Annotated in this window: 16 protein-coding genes and 1 pseudogene; 11 read left to right on the top strand and 6 right to left on the bottom strand. The window is 62.1% G+C overall.

Annotation, left to right across the window (positions count from 1 at the left end):
- Positions 1-55 precede the first annotated feature (55 nt).
- The 5 genes from fdhE to M5B99_RS05975 all read right to left on the bottom strand — a co-directional run bounded on the left by fdhE (position 56) and on the right by M5B99_RS05975 (position 6,673).
- Complete coding sequence (gene fdhE, locus M5B99_RS05995) at positions 56-979, bottom strand: formate dehydrogenase accessory protein FdhE (protein ID WP_248803130.1); 924 nt, start codon at positions 977-979, stop codon at positions 56-58.
- Positions 980-983: 4 nt separating this feature from the next.
- Complete coding sequence (locus tag M5B99_RS05990; RefSeq protein WP_248803128.1) at positions 984-1,637, bottom strand: formate dehydrogenase subunit gamma; 654 nt, start codon at positions 1,635-1,637, stop codon at positions 984-986.
- Positions 1,634-2,575: a formate dehydrogenase subunit beta gene (gene fdxH / locus M5B99_RS05985; protein WP_248803126.1), complete on the bottom strand. Its 942-nt coding sequence runs from the start codon at positions 2,573-2,575 to the stop codon at positions 1,634-1,636. The genes M5B99_RS05990 and fdxH overlap by 4 nt, the downstream gene beginning before the upstream one ends.
- Positions 2,575-5,640: a formate dehydrogenase-N subunit alpha gene (gene fdnG / locus M5B99_RS05980; protein WP_248803125.1), complete on the bottom strand. Its 3,066-nt coding sequence runs from the start codon at positions 5,638-5,640 to the stop codon at positions 2,575-2,577. Before fdnG ends, fdxH begins: the two co-directional genes overlap by 1 nt.
- Before the next feature lie 277 nt (positions 5,641-5,917).
- Positions 5,918-6,673 (bottom strand): TetR/AcrR family transcriptional regulator, encoded by a 756-nt coding sequence (locus M5B99_RS05975; RefSeq protein WP_248803124.1) that lies wholly within the window; start codon positions 6,671-6,673, stop codon positions 5,918-5,920.
- A 449-nt stretch (positions 6,674-7,122) separates the two neighbouring features.
- Here M5B99_RS05975 and M5B99_RS05970 point away from each other — a divergent pair, with 449 nt between their 5' ends.
- From M5B99_RS05970 to M5B99_RS05950, 5 genes and pseudogenes are all read left to right on the top strand, one after another.
- Positions 7,123-7,827, top strand: a complete 705-nt coding sequence (locus M5B99_RS05970) for an ABC transporter ATP-binding protein (RefSeq protein ID WP_248803123.1) — start codon at positions 7,123-7,125, stop codon at positions 7,825-7,827.
- Complete coding sequence (locus tag M5B99_RS05965) at positions 7,824-9,023, top strand: ABC transporter permease (protein WP_248803122.1); 1,200 nt, start codon at positions 7,824-7,826, stop codon at positions 9,021-9,023. Before M5B99_RS05970 ends, M5B99_RS05965 begins: the two co-directional genes overlap by 4 nt.
- Positions 9,016-10,506 (top strand): TolC family protein, encoded by a 1,491-nt coding sequence (locus tag M5B99_RS05960; RefSeq protein ID WP_248803120.1) that lies wholly within the window; start codon positions 9,016-9,018, stop codon positions 10,504-10,506. Before M5B99_RS05965 ends, M5B99_RS05960 begins: the two co-directional genes overlap by 8 nt.
- Complete coding sequence (locus tag M5B99_RS05955) at positions 10,496-11,773, top strand: efflux RND transporter periplasmic adaptor subunit (protein WP_248803119.1); 1,278 nt, start codon at positions 10,496-10,498, stop codon at positions 11,771-11,773. The genes M5B99_RS05960 and M5B99_RS05955 overlap by 11 nt, the downstream gene beginning before the upstream one ends.
- Positions 11,774-12,138: 365 nt before the next feature.
- Positions 12,139-12,276 (top strand): annotated as a pseudogene (locus M5B99_RS05950) (type VI secretion system contractile sheath small subunit); the annotation flags it as partial.
- Positions 12,277-12,309: 33 nt separating this feature from the next.
- Here M5B99_RS05950 and M5B99_RS05945 read toward each other — a convergent pair.
- Positions 12,310-13,281: a LysR family transcriptional regulator gene (locus M5B99_RS05945; RefSeq protein ID WP_248803182.1), complete on the bottom strand. Its 972-nt coding sequence runs from the start codon at positions 13,279-13,281 to the stop codon at positions 12,310-12,312.
- A 307-nt stretch (positions 13,282-13,588) separates the two neighbouring features.
- On the opposite strand from M5B99_RS05945, the gene argH reads away from it, so the two are divergent.
- The 6 genes from argH (at position 13,589) to M5B99_RS05915 (ending at position 19,452) form a co-directional block, all read left to right on the top strand.
- Positions 13,589-15,016 (top strand): argininosuccinate lyase, encoded by a 1,428-nt coding sequence (gene argH / locus M5B99_RS05940; protein WP_248803117.1) that lies wholly within the window; start codon positions 13,589-13,591, stop codon positions 15,014-15,016.
- 157 nt (positions 15,017-15,173) lie between these two features.
- Positions 15,174-16,052 carry an amino acid ABC transporter permease gene (locus M5B99_RS05935; RefSeq protein WP_248803116.1) on the top strand — a complete coding sequence of 293 codons (879 nt, stop codon included), beginning with the start codon at positions 15,174-15,176 and terminating at the stop codon, positions 16,050-16,052.
- Positions 16,053-16,072: 20 nt separating this feature from the next.
- On the top strand, positions 16,073-16,837 hold the full coding sequence (locus M5B99_RS05930) for an amino acid ABC transporter ATP-binding protein (RefSeq protein ID WP_100943152.1): 765 nt from the start codon (positions 16,073-16,075) through the stop codon (positions 16,835-16,837).
- Positions 16,838-16,876: 39 nt separating this feature from the next.
- Positions 16,877-17,695: an ABC transporter substrate-binding protein gene (locus M5B99_RS05925; protein ID WP_248803114.1), complete on the top strand. Its 819-nt coding sequence runs from the start codon at positions 16,877-16,879 to the stop codon at positions 17,693-17,695.
- A 16-nt stretch (positions 17,696-17,711) separates the two neighbouring features.
- Complete coding sequence (locus M5B99_RS05920) at positions 17,712-18,554, top strand: polysaccharide deacetylase family protein (RefSeq protein ID WP_248803112.1); 843 nt, start codon at positions 17,712-17,714, stop codon at positions 18,552-18,554.
- Positions 18,547-19,452, top strand: a complete 906-nt coding sequence (locus tag M5B99_RS05915) for a polysaccharide deacetylase family protein (protein ID WP_248803110.1) — start codon at positions 18,547-18,549, stop codon at positions 19,450-19,452. Before M5B99_RS05920 ends, M5B99_RS05915 begins: the two co-directional genes overlap by 8 nt.
- Positions 19,453-19,542 lie beyond the last annotated feature (90 nt).

Below are 19,542 nucleotides of genomic sequence, written 5' to 3'. Positions count from 1 at the left end.
GTAACGTAAGACTCAAGGGCCTCATCGCTGGCAAGCCAGTTCCTACAGGGGGAGTTCAATCACCTCCAGGTGCCAGTAACAGATTCGGGGCCTGGCGTAGGTAACCTTCCTGATCGAGACGGATATCCAGCGCCAGGCTGCTGATATCAGCCGACAGCGCCTCGGCGTCAGCGTCCTCTTCCAGATAGAGCAGCTTGAGGTAGCTGTTGCAGCCGGGACAGATTTCCGCCCGCAACGGCGCATGACCGGCCCCATGGCCGTCATCCCCCAGGCTCAGGTATTTGAGCCCCTTGCTCTGTTCGCAATAAATGCATTTGACCCGCACCACATGCCATTCGCAAGCACACAATGAACACACCAGGTAGCGCAACCCATTGAACTTGCCCCGATGGCGGATCACCCCGGCCATGGCCGGCGAACCGCAGGCCGGGCATTGGCTCAGGCTGTCACCGGGTTTCAGGGCAAGGTTCGGTACGCTCAGCAACCAATGGCTCCAGGCCGCCTGCAAGGCGGCCCCGAGAAACGGCACCAGTGCCGCCGGCAGGCCGGCGTACTGGCCACCGAGCAAGGCCAGCGCCCAGACCTTGCGTTGTCCGGCCCGACTGTCCCGCAGGGTGCTGATGGCCTGTCGTACGGCGGGGACGCTGCTGATATAACCCGACAACAAGGCATCCAGCCAAGGCAGCCAAAGATCTTCGCGCACCAGGCTGTCGGCGGCCAGTGGCGGCAGGCCATGCTCCAGGCACAACCGCTGGCGCTCGAGGGCGGGAGACGCGGTGGTCGGTGGTTGCTCCAGCAGTTGCTGCTGCAGCCGACACAATCCGGCCACCAGGCTGATGTACTCGGCCAACGGATGCCCGACCGCCAACTGCTCCAGCCGCGCCGCGCGCAGGGCGAACAGCGTCGGCGGTGGCGGGTGCAGAAACGGCGGTGAACCGGCCGAGGCCTCGATCTGTCCAGGTTCCAATATCGTGCTCAAGCGCTTATCCCTTTTTCCGTGGCTCGGCGCTCGGGGCGTCGTTGCGGGTGACTTCGCGGTACCACAACTCGTGGTGTTTGCGGGCCCAGGCGCGGCTGACCCAGCCATGCAGCATGGCCCCGACCGAGCCCTTGATCCAGATACCGGCATAAATATGCACGATGATGCTCAATACCAGCACGAAGGCGGCCAGCGCATGGAGCAATACCGCCAGACGAATGCTGCCGATGCCGAAATACTGGCTGAAATACGCCCGCCAGATCACCACCCCGCTGAACAGCAGGACCAGCATGCTGGCCAGCAGCGTCCAGAACAGCAGCTTCTGTCCGGGGTTGTACTTGCCGATCGGTGGTACGCCCTGCTCCTCGTTGCGGATCACCCGGTCTACCCGCTTGAGCCACAGGCGATCATTGGCGATAAAGAAGTTGGCCCGCCAGAAACGGATCACCAGCCCGAGAAACAGCACGAACATCAGCAGGCCCATGAACGGATGCAGAATGCGAGTCCAGGGACCGCCGCCGAACAATTGACTGAGCCAGAACAACGACGGGTGAAACAGTGCCAGCCCCGACAGCCCGGCCATGAAGAACAGGATCGCCACCAGCCAGTGGTTGGTGCGCTGGTTGGCGGTATAACGCAGGATCGGCTTGTCGCTCATGGCCGTGGCTCCTCACCGGTTTTCGGATCAAAGACATGCACGCTCGGGTCGACCTGATGGACGCTGCTGTCCGGGGGCGCCGGATGCTCGTCCTCCTCCACCCGTTGCGGGCCGATGCGCACGTAGTGGAAAAAGCCCGCCAACACCGCCGCCCCCATCGCCAGCAGGCCCAGGGGTTTGCTGATGCCTTTCCACAACTCGACAAAGGGGCTGATGCTCGGACGGTTCGGCAGGCCGGCATAGAGCGACGGCTGGTCGGCGTGGTGCAGCACATACATCACATGGGTGCCACCGACCCCGGCCGGGTCGTACAGGCCGGCCTGGTCGAAACCTCGGAACTTGAGGTCGACGATACGCTCGGCGGCGTGCTCCTTCATGTCCTCCTTGCTGCCAAAGACAATCGCCCCGGTCGGGCAGGTTTTCACGCAGGCCGGCTCCAGGCCCACCGCCACCCGGTCCGAACACAGCGTGCACTTGTAGGCCTTGTGGTCCTTCTGCGAGATACGCGGTATGTCAAAGGGACAGCCGGTGATGCAATAGCCACAGCCGATGCAATGGTCCTGGTTGAAGTCGACGATGCCATTGGCGTGCTTGATGATCGCCCCCGGGCTGGGGCAGGCCTTCAGGCAGCCGGGGTCGGCACAGTGCATGCAGCCGTCCTTGCGGATCAGCCACTCCAGGTTGCCATCGGCATTTTCATGCTCGGTGAAACGCATCAGCGTCCAGCTTTCAGCACTCAGGTCCTGGGGGTTGTCGTAGGTGCCATGGTTATGGCCGACCTCGTCGCGCAGCTCGTTCCATTCCGAACACGCCACCTGGCAGGCCTTGCAACCGATGCACTTGGTGGTGTCGATCAGTTTGGCGACTTCTTCCAGTTGGCGCACGGAGGGCGGCAAGGTGGTGGTCGCCGAACGGGCAATGATGTCTTGGCTGGCCATCAGATTTTCTCCACGTTGACCAGGAACGACTTGGATTCCGGGGTCTGTGAATTACCGTCGCCGAGGAACGGCACCAGGGTGTTGGTCAGGTAGCCGTGCCGCGCCACCCCGGTGAATCCCCAATGCAACGGGATACCGATATGGTGCACGACCTGGTTGTTGACCTGCAGCGGCCGAATCCGCTTGGTCACCACCGCCACCGCTTCGATATGCCCGCGCTTGGAGCTGACCCGCACCCGGTCGCCGGCGACAATGCCCTTCTCCTTGGCCAGGACCTCGCCGATCTCGACGAACTGCTCGGGTTGGGCAATGGCGTTGAGCTTGCAGTGCTTGCTCCAGAAGTGGAAATGCTCGGTCAAGCGGTAGGTAGTGGCGGCATACGGAAAGTCCTTGGCTACACCCAGGGTGTCCCAGACCGAATCGAAGATCCGTGCCGCCGGATTGCTGGTGACCTTCTTGTTATCCGGATGCAGCGGGTTGATACCGATGGGGGTTTCGAACGGCTCGTAGTGTTCCGGGAACGGCCCTTCGGCCATCTTGTCGACGGCAAAGAACCGCGCCACACCCTCGGGGTTCATGATGAACGGGTTCATCCCGGCTTCCGGCGGCACATCGGGTTTGTAGTCGGGCACGTCGGTGCCGCCCCAGGACTTGCCGTTCCACCAGACCAGGCGTTTTTCCGGCGACCAGGGCTTGCCCTGGGTGTCGGCGGACGCGCGGTTGTAGAGAATACGCCGGTTCATCGGCCAGGCCCAGGCCCAACCCAGGTGCTGTTTCATCCCATAGGGGTCGCTGTTGTCGCGCCGGGCCATCTGGTTGCCCTGCTCGGTCCAGCTACCGCAGAAAATCCAGCAGCCCGAAGCGGTGCTGCCGTCGTCCTTGAGCTGGGCGAACCCGGCCAATTGCTGGCCGGCCTTGATTGCACTGCCGGTGGCATCAGTGAAATCCGCACTGGCATAGCCGTTGATTTCCCGGGCCAGTTCCTCCGGCGACGGTTCATCGGCAATCTTGTAGGGCCAGCTCAGCTTGAGGATCGGTTCAGCGAAAGCGCCGCCATTGGCCTGATAGCGTTTGCGAAGACGCAGGAACAATTCGCTCATGATCTTCACGTCGGTGCGGGTTTCCCCCGGCCCCTCGGCGCCTTTCCAGTGCCATTGCAGCCAGCGGCTGCTGTTGGTCAGCGAGCCGTCCTCCTCGGCGAAGCAGGTGGTAGGCAGGCGGATGACCTCGGTCTGGATACTGCCGGTGTCAACATCGTTGTAGGGCCCGGCATTGCGCCAGAACTCCGAGGTTTCGGTGGCCAATGGGTCCATCACCACCAGCCACTTGAGTTTGCCCAGTGCCGCGGTCACCCGGTTCTTGTCGGGCAACGCGGCAATCGGGTTGAAACCCTGGCAGATATAGCCGTTGACCAGCCCGTGGCCCATCCGGTCAAACATGCGCAGGATGTCGTAGCCAGGGTTGTCGAGCTTGGGCAGCCAGTCATAGCCCCAGTGGTTTTCGGCCGTGGCGCTGGCGCCGTACCAGGCTTTCATCAGGCTGACATGGAACTTGCCGTAGTTCTGCCAGTAGGACAATTGGCCGGGACGCAGAGGCTTGAGGGCGCGCTTGGCGATATAGGTGTCGTAGTCCTGCTCCGCATCGGAAGCCAGGGTCAGGTAGCCGGGCAGCGAATTGGACAACAGCCCTAGGTCCGTCAGCCCCTGGATATTGGAGTGACCGCGCAAGGCATTGACCCCGCCGCCGGGCATGCCGACATTGCCCAGCAGTAGCTGGACCATGGCGGCGCTGCGGATGATCTGCGAGCCGATGGAGTGCTGGGTCCAGCCCAGGGCATAGAGAATCGTCATGGTCTTGCCCGGTTGCGAGCAGGTGGCGATCTCGTCCCAGATCTTGCGCATGGCGTCCTGAGGCATGCCGCAGGTCTGGCTCGCCAGCTCCAGGCTGTAGCGGCTGTAATGCAGTTTCATCAACTGGTAGACGCAGCGCGGATTCTGCAGGCTCGGGTCGACCTTGGCAAAACCGTCCTCGCCCAGTTCATAGCCCCAGGCGGACTTGTCGGTATAGGTGCGGCTGGCCGCATCGTAGCCGCTGAACAGCCCGTCCTCGAAGCTGAAGCCGGCTTTGACGATAAATGACACATCGGTGTAATTGCGCACGTACTCGTGCTGGATCTTGTCTTCGCTCAGCAGGAAGTTGATCAGCCCGCCCATGAAGGCGATGTCGCTGCCGGTACGGATCGGCGCGTAGTAGTCGGCCACCGAGGCGGTCCGGGTAAAACGCGGGTCGACCACGATCAGGCGCGCCTGGTTGTGAGCCTTGGCTTCGGTCACCCATTTGAAGCCGCACGGATGCGCTTCAGCGGCATTGCCACCCATTACCAGGATCAGATTCGCGTTGGCGATATCGGTCCAGGTGTTGGTCATGGCGCCACGGCCGTACGTCGGGGCAAGACTTGCCACCGTCGGGCCGTGTCAGACACGAGCCTGGTTGTCGAACCCCAGCATGCCGAGACTGCGAATGACCTTGTGGGTCAGGTAACCGGCTTCATTGGACGCTGCTGACGCGGCGAGAAAGCCGGTGGTCAGCCAACGGTTGACCGTCTGCCCCTGGGCGTTCTTCTCGATGAAGTTGGCGTCGCGGTCGGCCTTGATCAGGTCGCTGACTCGGTCCAGTGCCTCATCCCAGGAAATCCGTGTCCATTCCTGGCTGCCCGGCTTGCGCACCTGCGGGTACTTGAGGCGGTCGGGACTGTGGATGAAGTCCAGCAGGCCGGCGCCTTTGGGGCACAGGGTGCCGCGATTGACCGGATGGTCGGCATCACCCTCGATATGGATGATGTTCTGGGCGACGTTCTTGGCGGTATCACCCTGGCTGTACATGATCAGCCCGCAACCGACCGAGCAATACGGGCAGGTGTTGCGGGTTTCATGGGTATGGGTGAGCTTGAAATGGCGCACTTGCTCGGCGAAGGCCGGCGTCGGGGCCATGCCCAACGCAGCCAGACTCGAGCCTCCAAGGCCGATGGCGGCGACCTTGAAAAACTGACGACGGTTGAGATCCATCGTGTACTCCCGATCAGGTATGAGGTCCCGGTCAGTTGCCGGGATTTTGGAACATGAAGCGCTGGAACGATCACGGTGGCGGCAGGATTGCCGTCAACTTCACTCTAGCCAAGATTGGCGATTGTGCGATGTGACCTGATCGTCGGCCGTTTTGAGGACTGAATCCTATAGAGCCGGCTTGCTGGCGATGAGGCCCTTGAGCCTTGCGGCGCCCATTCGGACGTCATCGCCGGCAAGCCGGCGCCTGCAGGGGGGGAAGCGGCGTTTGCAAAAGTGGTTATTGCTTGCCGGCAAGCTTGGCCGCGACCGGGACAGCGTGTTGGCGAATCGAGCGCTGGGTCTGCAGCACACGCTCCAGCGCCTGCTCCGCCTCACGATCCTGCATCGGCGCATGAATGGCCGCGGAAACCAGGCTGATCAGCTTGGCCATGACTTCGGCATCCGTGGCCGGGCGCCCGAGGCTCATGGCCTGCATCAGGAAGCGCAGCTCGGTCCCGGCAATCACCCCGGAAATCGCCTTGAGGGCGAACTGCAGGCGCACCCCGACCTCATTGCGCGGCATATCCGGCAGCGCCAGGGCGAAGGCATTGAAGAAGCGTTCGAAAACCGGCTGGTAATGTTCCTTGAGGTACTCTTGGATAAAGGGTGAAGTGTCGCTGTAGACCCGCCCCAGGAAACGAATGAAGGAGCGGCTTTCATCGCCGTCGCCGCTGCGCTCCAGGCCCATGGCCGGGGCGAACAGGACCCCCAGCAGGGTCTCGCAGTCCAGCGGGCCGTCCGCCTGTTCTTCGCATTTGGCCAGCAGTTCCAGGCGCTGCTCGTTGAGTGGCCCCAGGCGCTGCATCAGCAAGGCGGTCATCAGGGAATCCTTGTCCCCGAAGTGGTAGTTCACTGCGGCCAGGTTGACCTGGGCGCGTTCGGTGATCTGGCGCAATAACACGGCGTCGTAGCCGTATTTGATAAACAGTGCCTCCGTGGCATCCAGCAGTCGGGTCTTGGTGACATTCGGGGCACTGAGTTTCTTTGCGACCATATGTGAGGAGCCTTTGCGGGGTTAAAATCTGCTCGGACGAACAGCGTTTTAAAAATAAATTTGATTTTTTATACCCGTGAAAACCTTTGAAAGCAAGCCTCTACGCCGGGGACAGTCCTTATCGGGTATTTGAAAACCATTCCATTTGCTTTCAAAAAGGACACCGTTGGCGCCCCCTTGTGAGCAAGGCTAGCGCTCGCAACCCGTGCGGCGCGCAGCGACTGGCCAACAAACTGTATCCAGTTGTCACAAAACCCAGCTTGAGATGTCGTGGCCTTGCAAGAACCGGGCGGCTAGCGCCCCCCCAAGATCACGGCTACTATTCAAAAAATTTTTTAAAATAATAAAATAAACCCTGTGCTCGTCCCTGCCCCGAGAACCGCCTGAGCGCCCACACCACGTTCGGGTCGGAGGTTCCTGCCAGGTCGAGCCGGCCGGCGCGATCAGCGATGACAGACACGATTGCTCACGAAGGCTTCATCTCCCTGCAAGGCATCGGCAAGCGTTATCGCCTCGCCGAGCAAACCCTCACCATTCTCGACAATGTCTCGCTGTCCATCGAGGTCGGTGAAAGTTGCGCGATTCTCGGCGCTTCCGGCTCGGGTAAAAGCACCCTGCTCAATATCCTCGGCCTGCTCGACCTGCCTGACGGCGGCCACTATCGCTTTGCCGGCCATGATATTTTCCGCGCCAGCCCCGACCAGTTGGCGGCGATTCGCAACCAGCAGATCGGTTTTGTCTTCCAGAGCTTCAACCTGCTGGCGCGCCTCAGTGCCCTGGACAATGTCGCCCTGCCCTTGAGTTATCGTGGTATCCCCCGCGGCGAATCGCTGACGCGGGCCATGGCCATGCTTGAACAGGTCGGCCTGGAGGAGCGCGCGCACCATCGCCCCGCCGACCTCTCCGGCGGCCAGCGCCAGCGGGTGGCGATTGCCCGGGCACTGGTGGGCGAACCATCGGTGATCCTCGCCGACGAACCCACCGGCAACCTCGACAGCAGCACCGCCAGGGAAATCATGGATCTGTTGCTGGAGCTCAATCATGTCCGCCAGGTCACGCTGGTCATCGTCACCCACGACCCGCAGATCGCCCAGCGCCTGGGGCGGCAGATCCGGGTGCACAACGGTGTGGTATACGAGGCCTGCCCGGCATGAGCGTGCAGGTCGAACAAAGTGCCAGCCAGTTGTTCCACGAAGCCTTTGTCAGTCTGCGGACGCTGGGGCGACGCTCGCTCCTGGCCTTGCTGGGGATTGTCATCGGCAGCTCATCGGTGATCGCCCTGCTCAATATCGGTCACAACGCGGCCCAGGAAGCCTCGGCCATCTTCAAGGACATGGGCACCGACACACTGTCGGTGCAGTTTCCCGGCAATGCCGACACGCGCACACCGATGCCGGCGAGCCTCGATGTTCTGTCTTTGAGCAAGGCGCTACCGGGCCTGCTGTACATTGCACCGATTACCCTGTCCAGCAGCGCGGTGGTGTTTCACGGGCGCACCACCAACGCCAATCTGGTGGGCAGCACTGAACAGTTGATGGGCGCCATGCGCCTGCAACTGGATGAAGGGCGCTTTATCTCCGACTTCGATCACGGCGAAACCTATGTCGTGGTCGGGCACAAAATCGCCCAGGCGTTGGGCAAGCCCGGCGATCCGCTGCGCCTGGGCGAGCGTATCCGCATTGACGACTACCTGTTCCAGGTGATCGGTATCGTCCGCAGCCAACCGGCGGCCATCCTGATTCCGGTGCAGGCCGACGACTCGCTGTTTCTGCCCCTTGAAGGCCTGCGGCGGGTCATGAGCAACCCGCAGATCAGCAACCTCATCGTGCGGGTTGCCCCCGGCCAGGACACCAATCAGCTCGCCGATGCCTTGACCCGGACCTTGAAACAGACTCTCAGGGCGCGCGAGGTCGAGGTCCAGGTGCCACAACAGATGATCGACGGCATGACCCGGCAAAGCCGGACCTTCGGTTACCTGCTGATGGCCCTCGGCGGCATCTCCCTGGTCGGTGGCGGTGTCGGAGTGATGAATGTGATGCTGATGAACGTCTCCGAGCGCCGCCGGGAGATCGGTGTGCGCATGGCCCTGGGGGCGCGGCGCAAGGATATCCGCAACCTGTTTCTCCTCGAGGCGCTCACCCTGACCGCCGTCGGCGCGTTATCCGGCGCGCTGCTCGGCACGACGGCGGCCTACCTGTATGCGCGGATGTCCGGTTGGCAATTTTCCCTGGCGGTGCTGTCGCTGCCATTGGGGGTCGGTAGCACCCTGCTGGTGGGGCTGTTTTTTGGCCTCTATCCGGCGATTTCAGCATCACGACTGCAACCGGTGGAGGCCCTGCGCGATGAATAGACCCCGGCCATGGATGGCGCTGCTGCTCTGCCTGTCGGGCTTCCCGGCGCTGGGCGCCGACGATCTGGTCGGCCAGCCGTCGGCGCCGAGCCTGCGCAGCAACCAGGCCCGCGGTGTGCTGTTGAGCCAGCAAAGCACCGACCTGACCCTGGGGGACGCGGTGTACCTGGGGTTACGCAACAACCGCGGCATCCGCAGCGCGTACCTGCAACGGATCGCGCAGAAGTTCGACTTGCGGGTTTCTGAAGATGTGTTCAATCCCAAGCTGCTGATCAGTGGCACCTATCAGGCGAACCGAGGATCCCGGGACAGCTCGCGCAATGCCAGCCTCTCGCCGACCACCAGCCTGCTCAGCGAGTACGGCACGCGCCTGAGCATGGGCTGGACCCGGCAACTGACCAACGCCGATATCGCCGGTCGTTATCGCAGCGATGGCCTCGACCTGGCGATCATCCAGCCGCTGCTGCGGGGCGCTGGCTGGGATGTGACCACAGCGCCGCTGCGGGTGGCGCGGATCGCCGAGCAGGTCAACCGCCTGAGCCTCAAGTCCAACGTCGCGCGGACCATCAGCGACATCATCACCGCCTACCGGGAAGTACTCAGGTCCCAGGAGCAACTGACCATTACCCAGGACGCGCTCAAGCGCGCTTATGCCCTGCTGGACGTGAACAAGGCGCTGATCGCCGCGGGACGCATGGCCGAGTTCGAAATCGTCCAGACCGAAGCCGATATCGCCACCCAGGAACTGGGCGTCGAGGAAGCCCGCAACCAGGTGGATATCAATCGCCTGTCGCTGTTGCGCCTGCTGGCCCTCGACCTGTCCACGCCGATCCACGCCACCGAGGCGCTGGAAGCCAACCGGATCAATATCGACAAGCAGGACGCCTTTCGCGTGGCCCAGGTCCAGCAGCCGGATTACCTGGCGTCCTTGCTGGGTAGCCAGCAGGCCGACCTGAACCTGGTGATCGCCAAGGACCAGGGCCGTTGGGATGTGTCGCTGGTCGCCGGGGCCAATCAGATTCGCGATCGCACCGACAATGACATGGGTAATGTGGGCAGCCGCCGCTGGGACAGCTACGCCGGCGTACAGGTGCAGATTCCCATCGGCGATCTCAGTACGCGTCAGGCCGAAGTGCATGCCCGCGTCGATGTCGAGAATCAGCAGATCATTCTCGCCGACGCCAAGCAGGCCCTGGAGCGCAACGTCAATGACGTGGTGCGCGACCTGGGCACTCGCTGGCGACAATACGAGATAGCCCAGCGCGCGGTCGACCTGTCCCGGCGCAAGCTGGATATCGAGCGGGAAAAGCTCAGTGCCGGCCGCTCCAGCAACTTCCAGGTCCTGAGCTACGAAGGCGACCTGCGTAACGCCGAAAACGCCCGGCTCAATGCACTGATTGCCTATCTGAACGCCCAGACCCAGTTGGATCTGACCCTGGGCATGACTCTGGAGAGCTGGGACATTGCACTCAATGACTACTGACAGAACGACCCGCCGCAAACGCTGGCTGCAAAGCGGCGCACTGGGCCTGGTGGTCGTGGCCGCCGCCGCGGTGATCGACTATCGCGCCCCCGCCGCCGATCAGCCGAAGAACGGCCAGTGGATACCCGTGCAGGCCGCCCCGCTGGTCCATCAGATTGGTCTGGTGGGCAAGATCGAGCCGCAGAAGACCATCACCCTGACCGCGCCCTTCGACGGCAATGTTCGCGCCGTGCTGGTGGAACAGGGACAGCGGGTCGAGCCCGGGCAGACACTGCTGCAGATGGACCCGGCGCTACTGGAAATCCAGCTGCGTGACGCCTTGTCCGCCCAGCTCAAGGCGCGCCGCGCCGTTCAGGAGTTGCAGGACTGGAGCAACAGCCAGCAGGTGGCCCGCTCCCGACGTTCACTCCGGGCGGCGGAAATGTCCGTCGGCAACAACGAGCGCAAGCTGCGCGAAAGCCAGACCCTGTTCCAGCGCGGCATTATCGCCCGCAGCGAGTTGGATGATCTGCAACAGCAGCTACAAACCCAGCGCCTGGATCTACAGGCAGCTCAGGGTGATCTGCAACAGGCCCTCGAGCAGGGCAAGGGTGAATATCGCCAGATCGCGGATATGGAGCTGACCAATGCCACGGTCAAATACGAAGCCTTGCGCACCCTGCTTGCGGAAAAAAATGTGTTGGCACCGTTTGCCGGTATTGTCGTGCCTGCGCCCGGGGCGACCAGCCCGCCAGGCTCGACAGCCACCGGTTCCGGGCCGGTGCAGAACGGTAGCCGGGTCACCCAGGGCCAGGTGTTGTTCGGCCTGGCCAATATCGAACAGCTGAAGATCGTCAGCAAGGTGTCGGAACTGGACATCAACCAGCTGCATCAAGGCCAGAGTGTCGAGATCCTCGGGGACGGTTTCGATGGTGTGCGCCTCGACGGTGCCGTCGACATCGTCAGCAGCCTGGCGCTGCCCAGCGATGCGCCAGGCGGCAGCGCACAGTTCCCGGTGACGCTCTCGGTACCGAAACTGAGCAAGGAGCAGTTGCAGCGGGTCCGGCTGGGCATGAGTGCCCGGCTGACCATTATCACCTATCGCAACGAGCAGGCGATCGTGCTGCCGCCCGCGGCGCTCCAGCACGTCGATAGAGGACTGGTGGTGGAATACCGCGGGGCGGTGGATCAGCCGGTCAAGCGCGTGGCGGTCACCACCGGTCAGGCGACTCCGGAAGGCGTCGAGGTGTTCGGTTTACAACCAGGGTTTGTACGGCTGCTGGAGTGACGCGCTGATGATAGTTGGCCGAGCTCCGGCGATTCTAAAGCGCCCTACATTTGCTGACGGCCCCTCCCGCTGATCAAGAGGGCTTTACCTACAAGCAGAGCGGTTTTCTAGAAAGCTCCTACGTATATATCCGTAAATATGACGGCTATTAAAATTCGCTCATAACTGGCACCCCGCCGAGCCTGCCTTAGACTAAAAAAGTCGAGCTTTTTACCCTGTGTTCTCCGTACGCAGTGCACACATTCTGTAGAGAACCTGTCATGTCCGATGAAGATTGCGACCCATTACCGCCGGCCATCATCAAGACGGGCAACCCGGGCGAGCTCGGGTCAAGTCCCGGCAATGGTCTCGCGTCGAACCCGGCACCGCCGCTGAGCAAGTTGATGGCACTGCGCGATGCACTGGTGGCGCTCAAGGGCCCGTTGTCCAACGAGCCCGGCTTTCGGCAGGTGATTGAAAGCGTGCTGCTCAACAATGAAGTCCATGAGCGGGTATTGGGCAAGCGGGTTGGCGGGACCGCGGCCTTCGGTCCGCCCCTACCCCTGCAACGGCGCTTTCAGATCTACCCCCAGGGCTTGGGCGAAAGCCTTGACCAGCGGGCTGCGCGTCGTATTGTGGCGCAGGATCAGATTGAAGGGGGTGTTATAGCTGACCCGCTCCGGCATCAGCGCCCGCAATAAGCCTTTGGCCACCAAGGGCGCGGCATAGTGCTGTGGCAGGAAACCCAGGAAACGTCCGGTCTGGACCAGCATCGCCACGGCTTCCACCTGGGACGCCGAGGCGGAAAAGCTGTCGTAGTTCACAAAGTCGAGTTTGTCGCGATGAATGGCATAGCGATGGTTGACGAACGGATGCTCACGCAGCACTTCGACATTGTTGTGCACGTCGTCCGAGTCGAACAGCGGGTGTCCGACAGCACAGTAAGCTTCGGCGCGTTCTTCATAGAGCGTGAAATAATCGAACTCTTCTCTTTTTTGATAAACCGGTACTATGCCCGCAATATAACGCCCCTCTACCACCCCTCGCTCAACTTCATCCAACTGTGCCGCGTGCAAGCGAAATCTTACTTTCGGCGATTCATCATGGATTTTGCGTAACGCTGCAACTAAGGGTGAATTAAGGTCTGAAATGGTATTGTCCACCACGCCCACACTAAGGTCGCCGATCAGTTCGTTCTGGGCGGAACTAAGCCGGTCGCGAAAGTTGTCGACCGAGGCAAACAAATCAATTGACGCCTGATACACAAGGCTGCCCTCTTCGGTCAGGCAAAAGCCCTCCCGCCCTCGGGTACACAGGCGCATGCCAATACGGATTTCCAGGTCTGAAATCTGCTTGCTGATAGCGGCAAGTCCCACATTCAGTTCATTTTGAGCCGCACTGAAGCCTCCAGCCTCGACCACGGCCTTGAACACTTTGAGTAATTTGAAGTCCAGTCCACTGAGGGCCAAAGGCGCTCGCTGGCCGGGTTTCGGCGCCGGGTTTCCAGAATTGGAAAGCTGGGTTTCCATCATGCTTATTGACCTCGAACCGCATATTCAACAGGCTTGGCTCCACAACAAAAACGTCGCCGGTCGATAATAATGAACACAGAAAACCAGGCTTGGCAACCACCGATATTTTTTGCAAATCCGCCACAAGTCGCTGATTGCAAGCGTGTAAAAGCCATTCTTTTGTACTTGTAGGTGTCACCGGCGTCGAGCGGCGGCATCTACAAGGATTCGTAACTGCCCTCCTGATATTGCATGACCCTGCCCCTCTGCGGATGGCTGGCGGCGGTCCTGTGTCGAATCGATCATTTGCGTGAGGAAAACAACAATGGCTCAAGCCACCGACCGTCTCTGGGGGGCCCGTTTCAAGAGCGGCCCATCCGCCGCCCTGGCCGCCCTCTCCCGTTGCCCGGATCGCTATTTCCGCCTCACCCCCTATGATCTCGCCGGGTCCCGGGCCCATGCCCACGAGCTGCAGCGGGCCGGCCTGCTCGACGAGCAGGAAACCCAAAGCATGGTCGAGGCCCTGGACTCCATCGGCGAGGATTTCCGCGCCGGCCGTATCGCCCCGACCCTCGACGACGAGGACGTGCACACCTTCATCGAGCGCCTGCTGACCGAGCGCCTCGGCGTCCTGGGCGGCAAGCTGCGCGCCGGACGTTCGCGCAACGACCAGACCGCCAATGACTTGCGCCTGTTCCTGCGTGACCATGTCCGCACCCTGGCGGTGGAAGTCCTGGCCCTGCAACAGGCGCTGGTCGAGCAGGCCGAGCAGCATGTGCAGAGCATCTGCCCCGGCTTCACCCACTTGCAGCAGGCGCAGCCGATCGTGTTCGCCCATCACCTGCTGGCCCACGCCCAGGCCATGTTGCGTGATGTTCAGCGCCTGGTGGACTGGGATGCCCGCACCGCGCTGTCGCCCTTGGGCGCGGCGGCGATGGCCGGTTCGGCCATCGCCCGCCAGCCGCAGCAGTCGGCGCGGGAAATGGGCTACAGCGGCGTCTGTGAAAACTCCATCGATGCGGTGGCCAGCCGCGACCATGTCGCCGAGTTCCTGTTTGTCGCCAGCATGCTCGGGATCAATATCTCGCGCCTGGCCGAAGAGTTCTGCCTGTGGTCGTCCCGGCAGTTCCGCTGGGTGGCGCTGGACGATGCCTACGCCACCGGCAGTTCGATCATGCCGCAGAAGAAAAACCCGGATATCGCCGAGCTGGCGCGGGGCAAGGCCGGGCGCCTGATCGGCAACCTGACCGGGCTGCTGTCGACCCTGAAGTCCTTGCCGCTGTCCTACAACCGCGACCTGAGCGAAGACAAGAACGGCGTGCTCGACAGTGTCGACACTCTGCTGCTGGTGCTGCCGGCCATGGCCGGGATGGTCGCGACCATGACCGTCAATGTCGAGGAACTGCGGCGCCAGGCGCCCTTGGGGTTCACCCTCGCGACCGAAGTTGCCGACTGGCTGGCGGTGCGCGGCGTGCCCTTCAAGGAGGCCCATGAAATCACCGGCGCGCTGGTCAAGGCCTGCGAAGCCGGCGACCTGGAACTGTGGGAAGCGAGCCCGACGCTGCTGGCCGAGATCGACCCGCGCCTGACCCCGCAAGTGCGTGACTGCCTGACCCTGGAAGCAGCCATCGCCGCCCGTAGCGGCTGGGGCGGAACGGCACCGGCACAGGTGCGCGAACAGATCGCCCGGCTGAAAGTCGCATTGCAGGCACAGCACCAATGGGCCGCCGAGTATGCCGGCCTGCGTGTGTAACAAGGCTAACACCAAGACCTGTGGGAGCGGTGCTTGCCCGCGAAGCTTTTGGCGGACCTGAGGGCCCTTTCGCGGGCAAGCTCCGCTCCCACAGTGAAGTGACGGCGTTCAATAGAAACAAAGGCGGCCCCCCGAGTGCCGCGTACGGAGAAACACCATGAGCCAATCCCAGGCAGACCGCTTGCTCGCTGAGCGCAAACTGGCCGAGAACCAGTTCGATATCACCCAGTACGAACACGTACCGCGGCGTTATTACGGGCGCGTATTCTTCGCCACCCTGATCGTCGTCGCTCTGGTCGGGCTGGTCCGGGCCTTTGCCCAGGGACAGATCGAATGGTCCTATATCGGCCAGTTCCTGACCGCCAAGGCGATCCTCGCCGGCCTGCTGAACACCATCATCATGGCGATCCTGGCCATGGCCCTGGGCGTGGTGTTCGGGGTAATCACGGCGATCATGCGCATGTCGGCCAACCCGATACTGCGCTACGTGGCGATCACCTACACCTGGCTGTTCCGCGGCACGCCGCTGATTCTCCAACTGCTGCTGTGGTTCAACCTGGCGCTGATCTTCCCCAGCATCGGGATTCCCGGGGTATTCCAGCTCGATACCGTCAGCCTGATGACGCCGTTCGTCGCCGCGTTGCTGGGCCTGTCGATCAACCAGGGCGCCTACACCGCCGAAGTGGTCCGCGCCGGCCTGCTGTCAGTGGACACCGGCCAGTATGAAGCCGCCAAGTCCATCGGCATGCCGCAGCTGCAAGCCTTGCGCCGGATCATCCTGCCCCAGGCCATGCGCATCATTATCCCGCCGGTGGGCAACGAGTTCATCGGCATGGTCAAGATGACCAGCCTGGCGAGCGTGATCCAGTACTCGGAACTGCTCTACAACGCCCAGAACATCTACTACGCCAACGCTCGAGTCATGGAGCTGCTGATCGTCGCCGGGATCTGGTACCTGGTCGCCGTCACCGTGCTGTCCTTCGGCCAGAGTCGCCTGGAACGGCGTTTTGCCCGCGGCGCCGGCAAGCGCTCGTAAGTGTCCTGGAGAATTCGAACATGAGAAGCATCATCAAGGCTGTCGGCCTGAACAAATACTACGATTCCTTCCACGCTCTCAAGGACGTCAACATCGAGGTCGCGCAAGGCGAAGTGCTCTGCATCATCGGTCCGTCGGGATCCGGCAAGAGCACCCTGTTGCGCTGCGTCAACCAACTGGAAAAGATCGACAAGGGCGGCTTGTGGGTCGACGGTGAACTGGTCGGCTACCGGATCGCCGGCAACAAGCTGCATGAACTCAACGAAGCGCAGATCGCCCGCCAGCGGCTGGCCACCGGCATGGTGTTCCAGCGCTTCAACCTGTTTCCGCACATGACTGTGCTGGAAAACATCATCGAAGGCCCGGTCCAGGTGCTCAAGCGTTCGCCCAAGGAGTCGGTCGAGGAAGCCCTCGAGCTGCTGGCCCGGGTCGGACTGGCGCACAAGCGTGACAGCTATCCCATCGAGCTGTCCGGCGGCCAGCAGCAACGGGTGGCCATCGCCCGGGCCCTGGCGATGCGGCCCAAGCTGATGCTGTTCGATGAACCCACTTCGGCACTCGACCCGGAACTGGTCGCAGAGGTGCTGTCGGTGATGCGCGACCTGGCGCAGACCGGCATGACCATGATCGTCGTCACCCATGAACTGGGCTTCGCGCGCGAAGTCTCGAACCGCATGGTGTTCATGGATGGCGGTCAGATCGTGGAGGAAGGGAGCCCCGAAGAACTTCTAATAAGTCCACAAAACCCGCGCACCCAAAGCTTCATTTCTGCCGTTCGAACCTAGGTTCCCCTGAGCCTTCACAACATTCATAAGAGAACGACCATGAAGAATTTCGTCATTCCCGCAGTACTCGCCGGCGTCATGGCCTCCAGCTTTACCTGGGCCGCCGAATTGCCCGCCAGCATCAAGGCCAAGGGCGAGATCGTCGCCGCGATCATGCCCAACTATCCGCCGATGGATTTCAAGAACCCGGCCAGCAACGAGCTCACCGGTGTCGACTTCGACCTGGGTAACGCCCTGGCGCAGCATATGGGCGTGAAAATGAAGTGGCAGGAAACCTCCTTCGAACAGATGATCAACGCCCTGACCACCAAGCGCGTGGACATCGTGCTCTCGGGCATGACCGACACCGCCGAACGACAGAAGGCCGTGGACTTCGTCGACTACTTCACCAGCGGTTCGCAGTTCTACACCCTGGAGAAGAACAAGGACATCAACGAGATGACCGATATCTGCGGCAAGACCGCCGGTACCAGCCGGCGTACCACCTTCCCGGCGGAAATCGCCGCCTGGAGCACCGCGCACTGCCCGGCAGACAAGCAGATCAAGGTGATCGGCACCGAAGGTTCGGCCGACGCCCGGGCGCAGCTGCGCCAGAGCCGCATCAACGTCGCCGTGCAAGGCAGCGAGACCCTGCCGTACCTCGTGGCCCAGGAAAAGAACACCTTCAAGATCATCGGCGCGCCGATGGTCGTGCAATTCACCGGGATTGGCGTGAGCAAGGAAAATGCGCAACTGCGTGATGCCATCCAGACCGCGCTGCAAAGCATGATCGCCGACGGCAGCTACCAGGCCATCCTGAAGAAATGGGACCTTTCGGTCGGTGCTGTCGATAACATCGCCGTCAACAAGGGCCAGTAAACAGGAGCTGCCACTCATGTCCTCGACTCCGACCTGGCCGGATGGGCATAAAGCCTGCCTGGCCCTGGCATTCGACCTCGACGGTCCTACCGGCGATGCCATGCTCGATGGCTCGATCTGGCACAAACCCGAGTACTTCGGTTTTGGCGGTTACGGCCCGTATCGGGCATTACCGCGGATTCTCGACCTGCTCGATGAGTTCCGCCTGCCGACCACCTTCTTCGTCCCGGCCTGGGTCGTGGAAAACTGGCCCCGGCAGTGCCAGGCGATTGTCGAACGCGGACATGAAGTGGCCTACCATGGCTACAAACACGAATCCTTTTACGCCCTGACGCTGGATCAGCAGCGGGACGTGATGAACAGATGCCGCGAGGTGTTCTGGCAACACCTGAACATTCGTGCCGAGGGCTTTCGCACACCTTCCGGCGACTGGCGCGCGGAAACCCCTGCGATGCTGATGGAAGCCGGGGTGACCTATTCCAGCAGCATGCGCGGTGATGACCGGCCTTACCTGGTGCAGGTGCCGGGCCATGCTCAGCCCCTGGTGGAAATTCCCGGCCGCTGGGAAATGGATGACTACGCCTCCATTGCCTACACCCGCGAACCGAATTTTCCGTCGGGACTGGACCGCACGGCCAGCTATGAACTGACCCTGGACAACTGGTGCCGTGAATTCGATGGCGCGGTTGACGAAGGACTGTGCCTGACCACCCTGTTTCATCCCAAGATCAGCGGCAAGCCGGGGCGCATCCTGTTGCTGGAGCGGCTCTTCGAACATATGCGCGAGCGCGATGACGTCTGGTTCGCCACCTGCCGCGACGTCGCCCATTGGTGGCTGAAGGAGCATCATCATGGCTGAGTTCCAGCGTCCCGCATTCCATAGCCCATGGCCTGCGCCTTATCGCTGCGCGGTGATCATTACCGTTGATTACAACGACATACACGGTATTCTTACCCAAGCACCTGAGGTCGCCGGGCGCGACAAGAGCCTGTCGGTCTGGCGCTATGGCAGCCAGCGCGGGGTCGAGCGCCTGCTCGGCCTGTTCGACGAATTGGGCGTCCGCAGCAGCTGGTGTATCCCGGGCATCGTCGCCGAGGAACAGCCGGCGCATATCCGGGCGATCCAGGCCGGCGGCCATGAAATCGCCTGTGCCGGCTACCGCCACCAGAACTACGACGACCTGACTCTCGAAGAGCAGAAGGCCGCGCTCAAGCAAGGTTGCCAGGCCCTGGCGGCATTGACGGGCGAGCGGCCCAGGGGCTTCCGGATTCCGGCCGGCAACTGGTTACCGGGGTTTACCGAGGCCCTCCACGGCGAAGGCATTCTCTGGTCGTCCTCCTGGCGTGGCGATGACCTGCCGTTCGCCCACTCAACGGCGCCGCGGGTCATTGAGCTGCCACTGCACTATGAGCTGGAAGACGAACCCTACTTCGCCTTCAACCTCAGCCCGGCGGTGCCACCGGCGCAGTCGCGAATCGCCTCCTACAGCCATACCCTGGGCAACCTGCAGATGGACTTTGCCGGTTTCCATCGGTTTGGGCTGTGCTATGTCCTGCGCCTGCACCCGGAGGTCATCGCTACGCCGGGTCGTATCGGCGTGCTGCGGGCGTTGCTCAAGGGGATTCAGCAATACGACGATGTGTGGATGGCCACGGGCGCTGAAGTGGCCCAGTGGTGGGACGACAGCGGTCGCGCCATGACGGCGGACCATCCGGCGGCGGTCTATGAGCGCCAGTACCGCAAGTACCTGGCGTGATGTTGCAGCGTTCTTGAGGGCCTCTTCGCGGGCAAGCTCCGCTCCCACAGGATGTGCGTCAAGTAGCGACTTTGCATACGACATAGATCC

The sequence above is a fragment of the Pseudomonas sp. MWU13-2100 genome (genome assembly GCF_023242365.1).
In the GTDB taxonomy this organism is placed as follows: domain Bacteria; phylum Pseudomonadota; class Gammaproteobacteria; order Pseudomonadales; family Pseudomonadaceae; genus Aquipseudomonas.
The sequence above is the reverse complement of the archived record's forward strand: the minus strand, read 5'-3'. Positions and strand labels throughout refer to the sequence as shown.

Coding starts and splice junctions, on each gene's coding strand:
- M5B99_RS05990 (WP_248803128.1), bottom strand. CDS start 1,637: ATGAGCGACAAGCCGATCCTGCGTTATACCGCCAACCAGCGCACCAAC.
- fdxH (WP_248803126.1), bottom strand. CDS start 2,575: ATGGCCAGCCAAGACATCATTGCCCGTTCGGCGACCACCACCTTGCCG.
- M5B99_RS05975 (WP_248803124.1), bottom strand. CDS start 6,673: ATGGTCGCAAAGAAACTCAGTGCCCCGAATGTCACCAAGACCCGACTG.
- M5B99_RS05970 (WP_248803123.1), top strand. CDS start 7,123: ATGACAGACACGATTGCTCACGAAGGCTTCATCTCCCTGCAAGGCATC.
- M5B99_RS05965 (WP_248803122.1), top strand. CDS start 7,824: ATGAGCGTGCAGGTCGAACAAAGTGCCAGCCAGTTGTTCCACGAAGCC.
- M5B99_RS05960 (WP_248803120.1), top strand. CDS start 9,016: ATGAATAGACCCCGGCCATGGATGGCGCTGCTGCTCTGCCTGTCGGGC.
- M5B99_RS05955 (WP_248803119.1), top strand. CDS start 10,496: ATGACTACTGACAGAACGACCCGCCGCAAACGCTGGCTGCAAAGCGGC.
- M5B99_RS05945 (WP_248803182.1), bottom strand. CDS start 13,281: ATGGAAACCCAGCTTTCCAATTCTGGAAACCCGGCGCCGAAACCCGGC.
- argH (WP_248803117.1), top strand. CDS start 13,589: ATGGCTCAAGCCACCGACCGTCTCTGGGGGGCCCGTTTCAAGAGCGGC.
- M5B99_RS05935 (WP_248803116.1), top strand. CDS start 15,174: ATGAGCCAATCCCAGGCAGACCGCTTGCTCGCTGAGCGCAAACTGGCC.
- M5B99_RS05930 (WP_100943152.1), top strand. CDS start 16,073: ATGAGAAGCATCATCAAGGCTGTCGGCCTGAACAAATACTACGATTCC.
- M5B99_RS05925 (WP_248803114.1), top strand. CDS start 16,877: ATGAAGAATTTCGTCATTCCCGCAGTACTCGCCGGCGTCATGGCCTCC.
- M5B99_RS05920 (WP_248803112.1), top strand. CDS start 17,712: ATGTCCTCGACTCCGACCTGGCCGGATGGGCATAAAGCCTGCCTGGCC.
- M5B99_RS05915 (WP_248803110.1), top strand. CDS start 18,547: ATGGCTGAGTTCCAGCGTCCCGCATTCCATAGCCCATGGCCTGCGCCT.